The following is a 16,707-nucleotide window of genomic DNA, read 5'->3' on the forward strand; positions in this document are numbered from 1 at the left end:
ATAGAAAATTTAGCCAAAGGGATATTATTAAAATATGTCGGAATTTATCGATAAAAAAGTCGAAATTGATAACTTTTGTCAAAATGTCGAAACTGTAAACTCTCCGTATAATCAATTTTGAAAGAGAAATTTTTAAATGGGGGAGACAATAGGATGAAGCGTTTAATCAAAAGTACAGCAGTTTTGACATTAAGTACTGGTGTATTATTCAATGCATTTCCAGTAACTCATCATCAGTCGATTGTAAAGGCTGCAGCACAATCTTCAATTGAAGAAGTGCTCGCAAAGCTTACGCCTGAGCAGCGTCAAGCTTTAAAAAAATTAGATGTTACTAGTCAAGAAGGATTACAGTTACCTTCTTCAGTAGACTTACAGAGTTCTAAAAATCTATCAGTAATCGTCGAGTTTAAAGAACAGCCAGCAAAGGTAGCCGTTTTAGAAGAGGCTGCAGAAGGTAACAGTTTATCTCTTGATGATGCAAAACAAAAGGCAGACGATGCTCAAGATACATTTAAAACTGATTTACAAACCATATTTAAAGATGATTTAAAAGAAAATAAAAATCTTTATAAAATTAACCGAACATACAAGAATACCTTAAACGGTGTTGCGATTGACTTGCCTGCGAATAAAGTTAAGTCATTATTAAAATCTAAGGCTGTTAAGGCTGTTTGGCCAAATAATGTGATTCAAATTGAGCCAGAAAAAGCAACTGAAAGTGCACAAGGTACGACAACGAAAACAGAAACGGAAGTATTTCCTGGTGTAAGCAAATTACACGCAGAAGGATTTACTGGAAAAGGCGTTAAAGTAGGAGTCATTGATACAGGTATTGATTATAATCACCCGGATTTAACAGATGCGTATAAAGGCTATCGCGCACAGCCTGGTGTTGATCCAAAGACAATCAGTCCTAGTTCTGTAAAGGGTTGGGATTTTGTTGACAACGATGCAGACCCAATGGAAACAACTTATGATGATTGGAAAAAATCTGGGTTAGGGGAAAAGGATCCTCTTACGGGCGAAACTTACTACACGGAGCATGGAACACATGTATCAGGGATCATCGCTGGTCGCGGTAAAAATAATACGGATTACGCTGTAACGGGTGTTGCACCTGATGCTGATTTATATGTATACCGTGTATTAGGAAAATTTGGCTCGGGTACAACAGAAAATGTTTTAGGTGGAATTGATAAGGCAATATCTGATGGTATGGATGTCATCAATTTATCACTTGGCGCTAGCATAAATGATCCAGAAAATGTTGAAAGTCTTGCATTAAACAACGCGGTCCTTTCTGGTGTAACGGCAGTTGTAGCGGCTGGTAATGCTGGTAATGGCATGTATACAGTAGGTGCACCTGGAGCTGCTGCATTATCAATTACTGTTGGTGCAAATGATACAAAAACAGTCATTGCTACATCAAAAGGTACTTTACATGGAACGGCTGATGTAAGTGCTGATTTAAAATTATTAGGCAAGGGCTTAAATGACAATGTAGATAGTTTAAAAGGTAAAAACTTACCAATCGTTTTAGTACCGAATTACGGTGCGGATACTGATTATAAAAATATTGATGTGAATGGTAAAATCGTACTTGTAAAACGAGGTTTAAATGCCCTGATTGATAAAATCACAATTGCCCAAAAGCATGGTGCAGCAGCAGTTCTTATGGCTGACAATATAGCTGGTGAAGGGTTTATTCCAGCTTACTTAGGTGCAGGCTATGGAATGATTCCTACTTTCTCTATGTCATACGAGCAAGGCAATGACCTGATTTCTAAACTTGGAACAGGTACGCCAACATTCTCATTTGATGAAATGGGACAAGTAACGAATCCAGGAAATACATTAGCTTCATTCAGTTCACGTGGACCGGCTCGTATCACATATGATATTAAGCCTGAAGTAACGGCTCCAGGTGTAGCGGTATTCTCAACTGTACCATCTTACATGCATGGGGCAGATCAAATTGGAAATTATCAATATGCTTATGATAATTTATCTGGTACATCGATGGCTACTCCAAACGTAGCTGGAGTTGCAGCCTTGTTAAAACAAGCTAATCCAAACTTAACACCAGCTGAAATTAAAGAAACATTAATGAATACAGCTGATCCATTAAACGGTGATTATAGTGTATTTGAATCTGGAGCAGGACAAGTTGATCCATATGAAGCAATTCATTCTCAAACTCGAATCGAAGTAGTTGATGAAACGAAAGGTGCAGTAGATAAAAAAGGCAACCTTAAAACAGTTAAAGACTTAACAGGTGCACTTGCATTTGGTGTATTTGCACCAGCTGGACAAAATATTAGTGATCAACGTTCAGTCAATATCTATAACAATAGTAATCAAGCAAAAACATATGACGTAAAAGTAAGCTACCAAGCAGATCGTCGTGGTTCATTAAATGCTGATGACAATGGCGTAATGGTTGTTACTGATAAATCGATTAAAGTTGGGGCAAATTCGAAAAAGAAATCAACTGTAGCGATTACTGTACCAAAATCAGCAAAATTAGGTATTTACGAAGGATTTGTAACCTATACAAACCATGATAACCCAGCTGAAACATACCAATTACCTTTCGCGATTAAAACAGTGGAAGAAGGAATCAATCCAATATCGTTTACGCCACAAGCAATTACGCAAGTATTTGACTATTCGATACCAGGCCAATTAGTATATACAAATGCGATTATGAGTATTAAATCACACATGCGTACATTTGACGCGATACTTGAAGATGGTAATACTGGTAAAGAGTTAGGTTTTATCGGAACGATGGATGGGTTAGGAATGGATGAAAATATCACTTATACAGTAAGTCATATATTTAATGGTCAATATTACAAGCCTACAGGTAATGATGAGCAACCATTCGAGTACACTTCAGATATGGCGAAACCGGGCTATTACAAGATCAAAATAATTGGTACGAATGATTCGGGCAAAACATTCTCTCAAGAAGCGCCAATTTATTTCGATAACGGGGCTCCTAAATTAACAGTAAACGCTCCAGATATCGTTGAATATAAAAATGGTGAATCTAGTGTCACATTCACAGGTTCGGTTTATGACAAAGAAACAGAAGAAATGCAAAAGCTTGGCATGAACTTTAATCAAGGAAGTACAAAAGTTTATTATCGAGATTATTTTGGAGGAAGAGATACGGTAGTACCAGTAAATCCAGACGGAACATTTACGGTGACAATTCCTACAGTTGCAACAAGAGCGATGGAACTAAGTTTCTACGCAGTTGATGCGGCTACAAATAAAACATTTAAAGGGGCTAGGGAAATCCTTGTTACACGTGACGACTTACCATATGGGTATATACAAACTGACAAACGTACAGCAAAAATGGGTGAAACAGCAAATGCAACTTTAACATTAAAGAAAGCAAGTAATGTAAAACAAGTTGTTTATAAGTTCAATCATTATAATAGTGTTGCATCAATGAATGTTACACCAGACCCAAGTGTAGCTGATAAAGTAAATATTTCTGTGAAAGATACTCTGAGCATTCCAGGGTCTGATATATATCAAGCAACAGTAACTGTAACGACAAAAGATGGTGTAACTCCATTATCAGGTGATTTAAAACTTGCGGATGTAGAGTTTAAAATGAGTAATGTCTATACTGCTTACCCAGTTATGTACTCATATAATCCGTTCACCGTTTCAGTAACAGATAATAACGACATGACACAGACTGTTGTAAGTGGAAAACCAGATATTTTTCAAATGGAACCGACTTATTCTTTACTTCGTGGTCCAAAAGCTGCAGAAGCGTTCTTAGCTCCAAATGGTCAACCATTAGGACAAACTGCACTTGATTATTCTAAATTGGGCATGAAAATAACAGCAACAAGTTCAAACGGTACCGTGTACCAGGGGGTAAACGATGCTACGCCTACATTCCAAGTACCGAATATACCATTAACGGATGATACGTATGAGCTTAAAGTAGATATCCCTGGACATTTTACAGTGCACAAAGACTTTACAATTGGATTCCATGAAGATGGAAAAGTAACTTATCAAAATCTTTATCTATATGGATTACAACCGACTTACGCAGGGGATGTAAATAAAGATGATGTCATCGACGTAAGGGATGCACTTTACTTACAAACATACTGGGGCACAAATAAACGCGATGCAGATATTAACTTTGACGGTGTAGTTGATGAAAAAGATATGGCATTTGTGGAGAAAAACTACTTAATGCAAAATCCTACAATTAACTATGCACCAACACCTCTGGAGAAATATAAATCACAAACGTTAGAAAGTGTTAAGATTGCATTAGGAATAAAGTAATAGTAGAAAGACGTTTATCGGCTCCGGTATATTATATCGGAGTCTTTTATTTGATTAATATAGAACTTTTATTAATAAAATAAAATCGGAAATGATGAATCTTAGCAAAATTAGATTCATGTCAATTTAACATATAATAGAAAGTAGAAATTTAATCGGAAACCATTTTTAAGGAGTTTAATATGATTGTTGTATTACCTGGATTATTTTTAATTTTTGTTACTGCAATTACTGTTTACATTATTATCAGATTTACGAATACAAAGTATGAAAAGATGATCACAATGTTGGGGACATCTGTTTTAGCTATTATGACAATTGTCTTTATTACAGAGACTGTATCTTATTATAAGGTCTAAAGAGAACAATGCACTAGCGAAGACCACTTTAAAAAAGTTATGGCTACCATTGATAAAGAATACGAACATATTAGAAAAAATCCGCTCGACCATTCAGCGGGACAAAAAAAGAGCCTTTGAAGAGTGCAGGATATAGGAAAGATAAGTTTCATTCTCAATGCCAACCAATTACAAAAAGGGCAAACATGAGATTAATCTATCTATATGACGAGGAAGAGGAAAGCATCTTTTATATTGGCATAGGATGGCGACGCAATGAGGATCCAAATATTTATGACAGGGTAACCAATCGACATAATTTATTAAAAAAATTGAAAAAATATGTAAGGAGGCGACCATAAACTGTCGCTTTTTTTTTTGTTTATCATTAATACCATAAACAATAACAAAATCGCTAATATGCGTTTAAAAAACAGATTAATCCCTATAAAAAGTCAATCTGTTTTTTAATAAATGTTTACAAATCGCCTAGCAATGACCATCTCCAACTACTGTTATCCAAATTGAAGAAGGTTTTTTACAAGATATAACGAACTCCCAATAATAACCTTTATAAAGATTGGGTGGTAATTATTATAAAGCAAAATGAAATTTCTAGTAGTGACTATATAATCGAGCAACTTAGGAACGCCGGTTGCGTTTTTGCAGAAGAAGAGGCTCAGCTTCTCATTTCTGAAGCGGATACTTTGGAAGAACTTTTAACAATGGTAAATCTTCGAGTAACTGGCTCACCATTAGAATATATCCTAGGTTGGGCGGATTTTTATGGCAATAGGATTGCAGTGGTCCCAGGTGTCTTTGTTCCCCGACGTCGGACAGAGTTTCTTGCTAAAAAGGCGATTGACTTATCTGTACCTGGTGTCAAAGTGGTCGATCTTTGCTGTGGTTCTGGTGCAGTGGGTGTAGCGATTTCCAAGGCAGTAGGGCTGGTTACGTTGTATGCGGTCGATATTGATCCTATTGCAGTTCAGTGTGCCAAGTGCAATGTTTCTAAACTAGGTGGTCTTGTTTATGAAGGGGACCTTTATAATCCACTGCCACCTCATTTACTTGGGAATGTTGATATTATAGTGGCGAACGCACCATATGTTCCAACTGAGGCAATAAAGTCGCTCCCGCAGGAGGCACGTCTTTATGAGCCAAAAGTGTCACTTGATGGTGGTAAGGATGGAAATGAAATTCATCGAAAAGTAGCAGAAAATGCGTCTATCTGGTTAGCTTCAGGCGGGCATTTATTAATAGAGACGAGCAAAATTCAGGCTTCTCAAACAGTTGAAATCTTTACTCAATGTGGACTAATAGCTGAGTTAGCACACAATAATGAATTAGACGCTACAGTCGTAATTGGTACAAAACCGCCATTATAAAAAACAACCAGTGAAGCCCCGTTATGGGTTACTCTGGTTGTTTTTAGTAGCAAAACTTATTTTTTGTTCGACTTTTTTGCTAAATTCTGTAGTTCACTTTGAGGCTCAGTTGAAAATTCAACGTCTTTTCCGTATCCTTGTGGATTAACACTTGGAGCTTTTTGTCCTCTTCCAGATGATTTTTTACTCATGTGCTTCACCTCCAAGGATAGTGTTTCCGAAGACAGTAGATTTATGAGCTAGTACATTCTATATAGAAAGATTTTTCTCTTTTTCTAAGTTAGAAGATGTACTATTTTGAGATAATATGGGGTCTAAAAACTTTTTTGTAAGTGGCATAAAGTAATTAAGTATTAACCCACCAAAACAAACGGTTAGTATCGTGCCAATGCCGATTGGTCCATTTGAAATTAATGCAGCTATTAAGAAAATGAGATAAATGACTGTTTTCGAAAAAAAGATATTTGTTCTAGTTAATTCCTGTAGGATTAATGTTAATCGGTCCACTGGAATTGGTGCAAAGTTTGTGTGTAAATAGGTTGCAGTTCCGAGTCCTGAAATAACTAATCCGATACTATAACAAGCTGTTTTGGTATACCAAATTTCAGGTGTTACTAAATTGTGTAGTAAATAAAGCCACATATCAATACCGATACCCGTAATAAAGGCAGTTACTAATCCTAAAAATTCTGGTCTTTGTCTTTTTATAAAAGAATTTATACATATTAGTAGTAAAGCAATGATGATTTCCCAACTTCCGACAGTCAGCCCCACATTTTTGGATAGCCCTACTAAAAGCGCATCAAAAGGTGAAGTTCCCAGGTTAGATTGTATATTGATTGAAATACCTAAAGTTAATATTAAAATTCCTATTACGTAAAAAGCATATTTCACTATAATTAATCGCTTTATCATTTAGTTAATTCTTTTTGCATCAGAATATGTGGGATTCCATCCTCGATAAAGATATCAGATGCTGTAGAATATCCAAGTTTTTTATAAAAACCTTCTGCATATGTTTGGCCATGCAATTTTACTTTCGAAGCTCCTTGTTCTTCCGCGATTTCTTCTAAAGCTTTAATAATGTTTTTGCCAAGACCAAATTTTCGGAAAGACTCAAGGATACAGATTCTTTCTAATTTACCTACGCCCTCAACAAACCTAATTCTTCCTGTTCCGACTGGTTGTTCATTGTAATGAACTAATATGTGTTCGCAATCTCCATTTAAATTATCATATTGATCAAATTCATCTTCTAGAGGTACACCTTGTTCTTTCACAAATATATCTTTCCTTATTGCAAATGCTATTTCTAGCTCGTCTTCATTCGTTACTTTTTTTGTATTCATCATTTTTATCAGTCCCTTTTCATTAAATTTTTTGTTGTTTTATTGCAAATGCAACATAAATAAGTTAAATTCAATATATACCATTTTTATTGCATTTACAACAAAATTAATACTAAGGAGTTCATTATGAAGGAAATTCTTCGTGAAATTGGAATGATCGCAAGGGCTCTAGATTCAATTAGTAATATTGAATTTAAAGAGCATGACCTTACAAAAGGTCAGTATTTATATCTAGTGCGAATAGTTGAAAATCCAGGAATCATTCAAGAAAAATTGGCTGAGATGATAAAAGTAGATCGAACTACAGCAGCGCGTGCTATAAAAAAACTTGAAATGAATGGATTTATTGAAAAGAAAGAGGATAAAGAGAACAAAAAAATAAAAAAACTCCTTGCAACAGAAAAAGGGGAAAGTGTTTATCCATTTATAAAAAGAGAAAACGATTATTCTAATATCGTTGCACTAGAGGGATTGTCCGAAATAGAAGTTGAAACCATTTTTAATCTTCTTCAAAAGGTAAGAAAAAATGTAGAAAAAGACTGGGAATTTGTAAAAAAGGGAAATAAGAGAAATTATTGATTAGATAGAGGAGAGACGTATGAATATGACGATCAATATAACAAAATGTAGCTCTAAGGATTCACACAAACTTCAACAAATCGGTTATGAAACGTTTAATGAGACATTTAAGGATCAAAATACATTAGAAAATATGAATGCTTATTTAGAAAAAGCGTTTAATTTAAATCAAATAGAAGAAGAATTGTTAAATGAATCTTCGCAATTCTATTTCATTTATTTTAATCAAGCGGTCGCTGGATATTTAAAGGTCAATATAGATGATGCCCAATCTGAAGTAATGGGTGATGAATCACTTGAAATTGAGAGGATTTATATAAAGAAGGAATTTCAAAAACACGGGCTTGGTAAAGTTCTGTTTAATAAGGCCATAGAAATTGCAGATGAACTTAATAAAAAGAAAATCTGGCTAGGCGTATGGGAAAAAAACGAAAATGCTATCGCATTTTATAAAAAAATGGGTTTTGTTCACACTGGGTCGCACTCATTTTATATGGGTGATGAAGAACAAATAGACTTTATCATGATTAAAACACTTGTATAAAAAGTTTTTTTGTTATTGTTCACATGTAAAAAATCTCTCATTTAAAGATTTAAGATAAAGACACAAAGGAGAGAACGATGGAAATTGCGATTAGACAGGTAAATAAGGAAGATGTTTGGGAATTAAGGCATAAAGTTATGTGGCCAGATCAGCCTTTTGATTATATAAAATTGAAAGATGATGATTTAGGGGAACATTATGGCCTTTTTAAAGGATTTACTCTAATTTCAGTCATTTCTATTTTTATAATCAACGGAGAATGTCAGTTCCGTAAATTTGCAACTCTTCAACAAGAACAAGGTAAAGGGTATGGGAGTACACTGTTAGATTACGTTATAAACGAAGTTCAGAATTATAACGTGAGGAAAATTTGGTGTAATGCTAGAAAGAATAAAGTGAATTTTTATAAAAAATTTGGTTTGGAAGAAACCAATACTAGTTTTATCAAAGATGGTAAAGACTACGTTATTATGGAGAATTATTTATAGTAGATATAATATACTTAAAAATGTTGACAATGATATTGATAATCATTATCATTTAATGCGTGATAACATTCAATACAAATAACCCCGGTATTGATTAATGCTGTCATAAGACCTTATGTATAATTCCCCACCCCTTTTTCATACGGTTACCAAAAAAGCTTGATTAGTCACCAAGCTTTTTGGTGTTTTTTAAAGTGGAATGAAAAGAGCGGTCAATTTGGATAGTTAATATAAATTGGTAAAGAATAAAATTAACATAATTCAATAATAAAATGGAGTAAGTAAACAACTTGAAAACTTTAATATTTTGTTCAATTATTTTTTTTCCTATTATTATGAATGGATTAGCTAGATTTAATCGAATATTTAACACAATCTTTAATTTGATCGCCATCATTTCTTATGTAGTATTTGGGGGAATTTCAGCAATATCAATTTATGAGATTATAAAACATGAAGTTGTTTTTATGACAAATATTCATGCTGTATTTCTTAATATTTATTTTTTAATTTCTGGTTCTTACTTAGGGATATACGGCCTATATCTATTGATTAATCTGATGATGAAACAGCTTAATCAAACGAATAAGTAATTTACAAAGAGTGTATCAATGAAAAACACCACAACGCATCATGTCCGTATATCATGCATTGTGGTGTTTTTATTATGTTTATTTTTCTATTTGCATTTTTTGCTTTGATCCATAATCCTTTTTCGAAAGTTCACCTGGCCAATATGCAAATCTACCTAAAACTGTAGTAATTGCTGGAACTAAAAGTGGACGAACGATGAATGTATCAATTAATACGCCAACACAAGTAACTATACCAAATTGTACTAATACTTGAATTGGTAGTGTTGCTAACACTAGGAATGTACCGGCTAAGATTAATCCAGCAGATGAAATAACAGCCCCTGTTTTTGCGACTCCATTTGAAATTGCTTCGCGATGAGTTTGTTTCTTTTTATTTTTCCATATTTCGGAAACCATGAATATATTGTAATCTTCACCTAATGCTACTAAAAATACAAAGGAATATAAAGGAATCGAACCTTGTATCGCGCTAGCCCCAAATCCGTAGTGAAGAATTAACCAACCAGCACCTAATGCTGAAAGATAAGATAATATGACGGTTAGAATTAAGTAAATCATCGCTGTTAAGGAACGTAAATAAGATAACAGTAATAATGCAATTAATCCAATCATTACCGGAATGATAATGGATTCATCACGCTCAGTTATAATTTTTGTATCTAAATTCGTAACTGTTTCTCCACCAATCCAGTAATGCTTATTTACTTTTTGTATATCATTTTCGTTCAATAGTTTCTTAATTTTCTTTTCTAGTTGAGGTATTCGCTCTAATCCTTTAATCGAATATGGATTATCGACTAAAGAAACTTCATATAATTGTAATATTTTATTATCTTTACCTGTTATAGGGTCAGACACATCTTTTACGAATGAAAGTGATTCTAATTCTTTTTTTACAGGAATATTTTTATTTTCTGTATCGACTATTACTTTAACAGGTGCTAATAAACCTGATGAATAATGGTCAGATATTAAATCAAAACCTTCTCTTGAAGGCATATCTTTAGGAAATGATTGAAGTAAATCGTATGTGTATTGTACTCGAGGTACAAATAGAGCTAGCCCTCCTAAGAGTATGATAGAGACTAGAATAATTGTCCAAGGTTTATGAGTAACTAGTTTTCCTATTTTTTGATTAAATGTTACTTTGATTTTTGTTTTCTTAATTGATTTTCCTTTTTTCTTAGCTCTTAATGCTTCCATTTCCTCTGTTCTTGGGATAAAAGGAAAAAATGAAACTCTACCAAATATAGAAAGTAGGGCAGGTAGAATTGTGATCGCAGCAATACCCATAATAAGGACTGCCAAACTAAATGGTACTGCGAAACGATGGAAAGCACCATATTGAGCTAATAAGAGTGTGCCTAATCCAATAACGACCGTTAAAGCACTCATCGAAATGGCTCCACTAGATTCTTTGATCGCGAGCTGAAGTGCTTTATATTTGTTTTCTTCAACAAGTAAATATTCACGATATCTAGATATTAGAAATAAACAATAATCAGTACCTGCACCAAATAATAATACGGTCATAATCGAAACAGCTTGAGAATCCACCGTAATAATACCTTTATCACCTAAGAAACCTAATAATGGGTTTACGATTCCATAAGCGAAACCAACGACTATTAACGGGACAATTGCCATAATCGGCGAACGATATAGAAGGATTAAGAAAACTAATACAAGTGATATAGTTGATAATAAAAGTTTAACATCGGCCTGTGAAAATAAACTTACAGCGTCTGTTTGAATACCAACCGGGCCAGAAAAGCGGACTTTTAGACCAGATTCTGTTAATTTTCTTTTTACTGGGTCATCACCAGTATTATTTTTAATTTGTTTTTCTAGTATGTTGATATTTTTTTGTAGCACTTTATCATCTGCTTTTTTGTCAAAAAGAACAGCCGTAATAATTGTTGTACCATCCTCTGATGAACTTCGTTTAATGGCCTGGATCGGCATTAAATCATATGACGGTGATGTTAGTTGATTTTTTAATGGATTGTTTCGAAGTTCTTTATAAACAGTTTGAATGACTTTGTAGTCGTCTTCATTTAGTCCGTCTTTACGGTTCCAAACAATTAATAAAGGGTTTCCGGAATCATTTGGAAATTCTTTTTTTATTAACTGATCCGCTTTTTGTGACATGGATTGCTTAGGTAAGTTATCTGCAGCATTGTTTTCTACTTCGTTTACAGATGGAAAAGTAAACGATAATACAACCGTTAATAAAACCCACACCAACAATGTTATCCATCTCGTACGTTTACTACTTACAAATTTGCCCCAAGAATGAAAGGGGTGATGTTTCATATGGAATTCACCTCACGTAAAATTTATTATCTTAATTATATATACTGGTTAGTTAATTATTCAAGAACTTTTATTATGATATAATGAAGGAGAATTAAAAGTTTAGGAGAGAAGCTTATGGAACAAATGAAACGGCCTCTTGGAAGACCACCGCAGGATTCAAAAAAAAAGCCTACAAAAACAACAATTGTTGAAAATGCAATCCAATTGTTTCTTCAAAACGGTTATCAATTAGTTTCAATGGATGACGTGGCTAAGAAGTGTGGTGTGACCAAAGCAACGGTTTATTATTATTATCCAACAAAAGCAGATCTCTTTACGGATGCAATGGTTCAAATGATGCTTCGAATAAGTGATCGAATTGCTGAGATTTTATCTACAGATAAATCCTTAAAAGAAAATCTCAACGAAATGGTAAAAGTCCATTTAAGAGCTACTTTTGAAATTGATTTAAAAGCTTTTACGAAAGAAGCGAAAGTCTCTTTATCAGATGAGCAATTACAACAGATGAATAAGGCAGAAGAAATGATGTATAACGTGATCGAAAAAGCAATGACAACGGCAATAGAGAATGGAGAAATACCTGAAGGGAATTCAAAATTCTATACCCAATTGTTTCTTGCAATTTTATCAGTTGGAAATTTTAAGGATACAGATCAAAATTCAATTTTTTCTACAATAGATGAAATGGCTGAACAAATCATAGATTTCTTTTGGAATGGAATAATGGGCAATAAATAAAAGAAGATTTACTTTTTGAGTAGATCTTCTTTTTTGCGTGTAAAACATATTCAAAATTGAGATGATGAAAAACTTATACTTACTCCTAAGAAGGCTTATGAGTAAGTAAAATAGCAAGAAAATGAAAAGAACATACTCATAACAGCTTCATGAGTAAATGACTTAGAATAAGAGGTTCGTTTTATTTTTTACAGTAATCATTTAATCTCCATAAAGATAAGCAGGAATTTAACTGAACAGGTTGAATTAAGTACTACAACTGGTAAATAATACAAAAAAATCACATTATTTACGCATCAATTCAACTTTATTATTCAAATAATTTTCTACTAGGCTTTCACTTTGATTCCTTAAAAAAAGTTTAAAAGCAAGGCTTAGGATGAAACAAATTATATACCTAAATTTGCTGTCCAAAAATTTAAACTTTGAGGTGTCTACATTGAAAGATATTTTACTAATTTTATTATTGCAATTGATTTATGTTCCTGTCTTAACATTGAGAACTATTTTCCTAGTAAAAGGATTGAGTGTGTCTGCTGCGCTTTTTGGGTTTTTAGAAGCAATTATTTATGTATTTGGATTATCACTTGTTTTTTCCGGAGACCAAAGTACTGTATCAATGGTTGTTTATGCTGTCGGATTTGGAATCGGTATTCTAATTGGCAGTTACGTAGAAAACCGCTTAGCAATTGGCTACACGACACTAGTAGTTAATTTAACGAACAAAAATAAACTGCTAATTAATCGACTTCGCGAGGAAGGATTCGGAGTGACAGTGTTCCAAGGCGAAGGAAGGGACAGCGAGCGATATCATTTAGATATATTGACAAAACGTAATAGAGAACCCGAACTAATGGATCTTATTGAGCAGTATGAACCAAGTGCCTTTATTATTTCATATGAAGCAAGAAGGTTTAAGGGTGGATTTTTATTAAACGCAATGAAGAAAGCTAAACATAAGAAATCAAACGTATTATAGACATTATATAGTAATTAAAAAAAATCAGAGAAACTGACGTAAAGTTTCTCTGATTTTTTTATTTAATATCATTTAAACGGTGAGTTTGCTGTCAATTAAGGATCTATTTAAACCAAGATAAATGTAAAGATAGATAGAAGAATTGATGTAATGATTATGGCGATTAGAGGGCGTAATGATTTTGTACGTAATTCTTTTAGGTTAATATTTAATCCTAAGCCAGTCATAGACATTGTTAAGATAAATGATGTAAAAGCAGCAATGTCTGACATGAAATTTTTAGATACTGGAACTTCTTTTCCAAGGACGTAGCTCCCTACAAAACTCATAATGACAAATCCAATTAAAAACCATGGAAACTCCAATTTTGCTTCTCCATCTAATTTTCCTTTCTTTTTCATCCAGAATAAAAGGAGAAAACAAACTGGAATTAATAGAAAAACACGAGAAAGTTTGGCAAGCAAAGCATGAGCGAGAGCATCTTGACCTGCAGGAGCAGCTGCTAAAGCAACATGAGCAATCTCGTGAAGACTTATTCCAGCCCAAGCGCCATATTCAGTTGGGCTAATCGGTAATAAAGGATAGATTAGCGTATAAATTATGGAAAAAATTGTGCCAACTAATGCTATGATACCAACGGCCATAGCTGTGTCTTCATCTTTAGATTTAATGATTGGAGATACTGCAGCGATTGCAGCGGCGCCACAAATGCCTGTTCCAATACTTAATAATAAGGACAGATTAAAGTCGGCTTTAAGCCATTTTGCTATAAGTAAAAGAACAACAATCGAAAATATAATTGTTCCAGCCCCTTTTAGTAATAAAGGCAAACCGTCATTAAAAATGACAATAATATTTAGTTTTAATCCGTACAGTATGATGGCAAATCTTAAAAGTCTTTTTGAAGAAAATTGAATTCCTTCGCGCAACTTTTCAGGATAACCAAAAAATTGTCTATACACTAAAGCAAGTAAAATGGCACATGCAAGTGGTCCAACATGATCGAACCCTGGTAACTTTGCCATCAGAAAACCTAAAACAGCTATTATGAATGTAAAAGCTACTCCGTAGATCATCGATATATTTAACTGTTTAGTTGGCTTTTTTTGTTGCTCTGGTTCTGTATTAATTATTGCTTTTTGTTCCATCTTGTCCATCTCCTCGTGGCGTTCTATGTTATTATCGTATCGAATTATTTATCATAAGGAAAATAAATTATTATTATAGTTATAATAAGGAAATGCGATACATAGAAAAAGAAGAAATAGATTAACTAAAAATAAACAGAGCCTTTTCAAGTTTAGGCTTTGTTTTTTTATTTTAAAGCTATCCAATAAAGTGTGTCTTATTGGGACCTTATTATAATGAACAATGTTCTTAATATTAGTTAGACTTACATACAAATTAAAATCTTTAATTTTATTTCATTTTTATTTATGAGTATACTTAGTGTAGTAATATTTTAAATATTCAAAATAATTAATTTATAAAACGCTTCCAAGCGGTTGAAAGGGGGAATATTCAATTAATGAGTAATAACTTATACGAAATCTTAAATAGAAGCGCAATTAATTTCCCGGATAGTATCGCTTATATGTTTGGTGATCAGTGTGTAACATATGGGGAATTAAACCAGCTTGTAAATCAATTTGCTGCAGGAATGTCTGGACAAGGAATCGGCAAAGGAGATGGAGTTGCCCTTTTATTAGGAAATAGCCCAGAATTTCTCATTGCATACTATGGAATTTTGCGACTAGGTGCATTTGTTGTTCCAATTAATCCTTTGTTTACCCAAGATGAAATCAGCTACATATTGGAAAATAGTCAAGTAAAAGCGGTTATTGCTCATGAATCCGTTGGGCCAACGTTATCAGAACTAAAGAAACAGTTGGTTAATCTTAATTTAGTCATTTATACAGAAGCAGAGAAACAGGAATGGACATGGGAACACCTTATGAAACCGAGTGCAAGTGTAAGTGAAAGTCCATTCGTTGATCAAGAAGATCTAGCAGTTATTCTGTACACTTCGGGTACTACAGGCAAACCAAAGGGTGCAATATTAACACATCGAAATTTGGCATCGAATGCAGATTCTATATCAAAATTGCTTGAAATGGATGAAAACGACCGAGTAGTTGCTGTTCTGCCAATGTTTCATGTTTTCTGTATGACAATTTGTTTGAATGCATCGATTGCTTGTGGCTCAACAGTTTTAATTCAGCCTAAATTCAGTCCTGTCGATGTAGTCAATAACATCCAAAAAAGAAATGCCACAATATTTGCAGGAGTACCTACGATGTACAATTTTATCAATCAATTACCTGAAGCTTCGTCAGAGCATTTTAAATCCATTCGTATTTGTATTTCAGGTGGTGCTTCGATTCCAGTAGAGCTTCTGCAAAAATTTGAAAGTAAGTTCAACGTACCTATATTAGAGGGTTATGGACTTTCAGAAACTGCGCCACTTGTTGCAATTAATCCGTTAAAAGGAATTAGGAAACCAGGTTCAATCGGTAGAAATATTCCTGCTGTTCAAAGCAAAGTAGTAGATAAATTTGGAGAAGAATTGCCAAGAGGCGAGGTTGGAGAATTAGTTGTACAAGGGCCAAATGTAATGAAGGGATATTTAGGGATGCTAGAAGCTACATTGGCCACTTTTAAAGACGGGTGGTTTTACACTGGTGATCTTGCAACAATGGACGAAGATGGATACATCTACATTGTTGACCGAAAGAAGGACATGATTATTGTTGGAGGATACAATATTTATCCTCGTGAAGTGGAAGAAGTACTATATCAACATCCCGCAGTTTTAGAGGCAGCAGTAATTGGCGTACCTAATAAAGAATACGGAGAAAGTGTAAAAGCATACGTCGTAGTTAGAGATGAACTGTTCACAGAGAACGATATGATTCAATTTTGTAAAGATAAGCTAGTTAAATACAAGGTTCCTAAATATGTAGAATTTTGTAAAGAACTACCAAAGAATTCAACAGGGAAGATTTTGCGAAGAGAGTTAAGAGAATTGGCTGAAGTAAAGTAAACAAATAAATCATT

General features: G+C 33.8%; 15 protein-coding genes. 10 read left to right on the forward strand and 5 right to left on the reverse strand.

Annotation, left to right across the window (positions count from 1 at the left end; all coding sequences use genetic code 11):
* The first annotated feature begins 153 nt into the window (after window positions 1-153).
* The 3 genes from AB1282_RS09270 (at window position 154) to AB1282_RS09280 (ending at window position 6,058) form a co-directional block, all read left to right on the forward strand.
* The gene (locus tag AB1282_RS09270; protein ID WP_429898943.1) at window positions 154-4,332 is read left to right on the forward strand and encodes a S8 family serine peptidase; all 4,179 of its coding nucleotides are present in this window, start codon (window positions 154-156) and stop codon (window positions 4,330-4,332) included.
* Between the two features lie 182 nt (window positions 4,333-4,514).
* Window positions 4,515-4,691 (forward strand): hypothetical protein, encoded by a 177-nt coding sequence (locus tag AB1282_RS09275; RefSeq protein WP_429898944.1) that lies wholly within the window; start codon window positions 4,515-4,517, stop codon window positions 4,689-4,691.
* 590 nt (window positions 4,692-5,281) lie between these two features.
* Window positions 5,282-6,058, forward strand: a complete 777-nt coding sequence (locus AB1282_RS09280; RefSeq protein WP_429901100.1) for a putative protein N(5)-glutamine methyltransferase — start codon at window positions 5,282-5,284, stop codon at window positions 6,056-6,058.
* A gap of 56 nt (window positions 6,059-6,114) precedes the next feature.
* Here AB1282_RS09280 and AB1282_RS09285 read toward each other — a convergent pair whose 3' ends face one another.
* Genes AB1282_RS09285 through AB1282_RS09295 form a run of 3 tightly spaced genes read right to left on the reverse strand, consistent with a single transcriptional unit; the run spans window position 6,115 to window position 7,407 of the window.
* Window positions 6,115-6,249 carry a hypothetical protein gene (locus AB1282_RS09285; protein ID WP_056467807.1) on the reverse strand — a complete coding sequence of 45 codons (135 nt, stop codon included), beginning with the start codon at window positions 6,247-6,249 and terminating at the stop codon, window positions 6,115-6,117.
* 58 nt (window positions 6,250-6,307) lie between these two features.
* On the reverse strand, window positions 6,308-6,952 hold the full coding sequence (locus AB1282_RS09290) for a YczE/YyaS/YitT family protein (protein WP_429901102.1): 645 nt from the start codon (window positions 6,950-6,952) through the stop codon (window positions 6,308-6,310).
* Between the two features lie 17 nt (window positions 6,953-6,969).
* A complete protein-coding gene (locus AB1282_RS09295) occupies window positions 6,970-7,407 on the reverse strand; it encodes a GNAT family N-acetyltransferase (protein WP_429901104.1) in 438 nt (145 codons plus the stop codon).
* A gap of 126 nt (window positions 7,408-7,533) precedes the next feature.
* On the opposite strand from AB1282_RS09295, the gene AB1282_RS09300 reads away from it, so the two are divergent.
* The 4 genes from AB1282_RS09300 (at window position 7,534) to AB1282_RS09315 (ending at window position 9,611) form a co-directional block, all read left to right on the forward strand.
* Window positions 7,534-7,986: a MarR family winged helix-turn-helix transcriptional regulator gene (locus AB1282_RS09300; RefSeq protein WP_429898945.1), complete on the forward strand. Its 453-nt coding sequence runs from the start codon at window positions 7,534-7,536 to the stop codon at window positions 7,984-7,986.
* 25 nt (window positions 7,987-8,011) lie between these two features.
* Window positions 8,012-8,530, forward strand: a complete 519-nt coding sequence (locus AB1282_RS09305) for a GNAT family N-acetyltransferase (protein WP_429901106.1) — start codon at window positions 8,012-8,014, stop codon at window positions 8,528-8,530.
* A 77-nt stretch (window positions 8,531-8,607) separates the two neighbouring features.
* Window positions 8,608-9,018, forward strand: coding sequence for a GNAT family N-acetyltransferase (locus tag AB1282_RS09310; RefSeq protein WP_429898946.1), 411 nt, complete (start codon window positions 8,608-8,610; stop codon window positions 9,016-9,018).
* Between the two features lie 290 nt (window positions 9,019-9,308).
* Window positions 9,309-9,611 (forward strand): transposase, encoded by a 303-nt coding sequence (locus tag AB1282_RS09315; RefSeq protein WP_429898947.1) that lies wholly within the window; start codon window positions 9,309-9,311, stop codon window positions 9,609-9,611.
* 78 nt (window positions 9,612-9,689) lie between these two features.
* Here the strand turns inward: AB1282_RS09315 and AB1282_RS09320 are convergent, their stop codons facing one another.
* Complete coding sequence (locus tag AB1282_RS09320) at window positions 9,690-11,930, reverse strand: MMPL family transporter (protein ID WP_429898948.1); 2,241 nt, start codon at window positions 11,928-11,930, stop codon at window positions 9,690-9,692.
* 117 nt (window positions 11,931-12,047) lie between these two features.
* On the opposite strand from AB1282_RS09320, the gene AB1282_RS09325 reads away from it, so the two are divergent.
* Both AB1282_RS09325 and AB1282_RS09330 read left to right on the forward strand, forming a co-directional pair.
* Window positions 12,048-12,671, forward strand: a complete 624-nt coding sequence (locus AB1282_RS09325; protein WP_390311638.1) for a TetR/AcrR family transcriptional regulator — start codon at window positions 12,048-12,050, stop codon at window positions 12,669-12,671.
* 439 nt (window positions 12,672-13,110) lie between these two features.
* On the forward strand, window positions 13,111-13,650 hold the full coding sequence (locus AB1282_RS09330; RefSeq protein ID WP_056467793.1) for a DUF2179 domain-containing protein: 540 nt from the start codon (window positions 13,111-13,113) through the stop codon (window positions 13,648-13,650).
* Between the two features lie 107 nt (window positions 13,651-13,757).
* Here AB1282_RS09330 and AB1282_RS09335 read toward each other — a convergent pair whose 3' ends face one another.
* Entirely contained in the window at window positions 13,758-14,726 is a 969-nt protein-coding gene (locus tag AB1282_RS09335; protein ID WP_429901108.1) for a YeiH family protein, read from the reverse strand.
* Window positions 14,727-15,178: 452 nt separating this feature from the next.
* Between AB1282_RS09335 and AB1282_RS09340 the strand changes: the two genes are divergently transcribed.
* On the forward strand, window positions 15,179-16,693 hold the full coding sequence (locus tag AB1282_RS09340; RefSeq protein ID WP_429898949.1) for a long-chain-fatty-acid--CoA ligase: 1,515 nt from the start codon (window positions 15,179-15,181) through the stop codon (window positions 16,691-16,693).
* Window positions 16,694-16,707: the final 14 nt, after the last annotated feature.

Origin of the sequence: Gottfriedia sp. S16(2024) (assembly GCF_050473765.1) — a bacterium.
In the GTDB taxonomy this organism is placed as follows: domain Bacteria; phylum Bacillota; class Bacilli; order Bacillales; family Bacillaceae_G; genus Gottfriedia.

What these genes read in the sequence shown, in the direction of transcription:
- AB1282_RS09270 (WP_429898943.1), top strand. Translation starts at nt 154, where the DNA reads ATGAAGCGTTTAATCAAAAGTACAGCAGTTTTGACATTAAGTACTGGT.
- AB1282_RS09275 (WP_429898944.1), top strand. Translation starts at nt 4,515, where the DNA reads ATGATTGTTGTATTACCTGGATTATTTTTAATTTTTGTTACTGCAATT.
- AB1282_RS09285 (WP_056467807.1), bottom strand. Translation starts at nt 6,249, where the DNA reads ATGAGTAAAAAATCATCTGGAAGAGGACAAAAAGCTCCAAGTGTTAAT.
- AB1282_RS09295 (WP_429901104.1), bottom strand. Translation starts at nt 7,407, where the DNA reads ATGAATACAAAAAAAGTAACGAATGAAGACGAGCTAGAAATAGCATTT.
- AB1282_RS09300 (WP_429898945.1), top strand. Translation starts at nt 7,534, where the DNA reads ATGAAGGAAATTCTTCGTGAAATTGGAATGATCGCAAGGGCTCTAGAT.
- AB1282_RS09305 (WP_429901106.1), top strand. Translation starts at nt 8,012, where the DNA reads ATGACGATCAATATAACAAAATGTAGCTCTAAGGATTCACACAAACTT.
- AB1282_RS09310 (WP_429898946.1), top strand. Translation starts at nt 8,608, where the DNA reads ATGGAAATTGCGATTAGACAGGTAAATAAGGAAGATGTTTGGGAATTA.
- AB1282_RS09320 (WP_429898948.1), bottom strand. Translation starts at nt 11,930, where the DNA reads ATGAAACATCACCCCTTTCATTCTTGGGGCAAATTTGTAAGTAGTAAA.
- AB1282_RS09325 (WP_390311638.1), top strand. Translation starts at nt 12,048, where the DNA reads ATGGAACAAATGAAACGGCCTCTTGGAAGACCACCGCAGGATTCAAAA.
- AB1282_RS09335 (WP_429901108.1), bottom strand. Translation starts at nt 14,726, where the DNA reads ATGATCTACGGAGTAGCTTTTACATTCATAATAGCTGTTTTAGGTTTT.
- AB1282_RS09340 (WP_429898949.1), top strand. Translation starts at nt 15,179, where the DNA reads ATGAGTAATAACTTATACGAAATCTTAAATAGAAGCGCAATTAATTTC.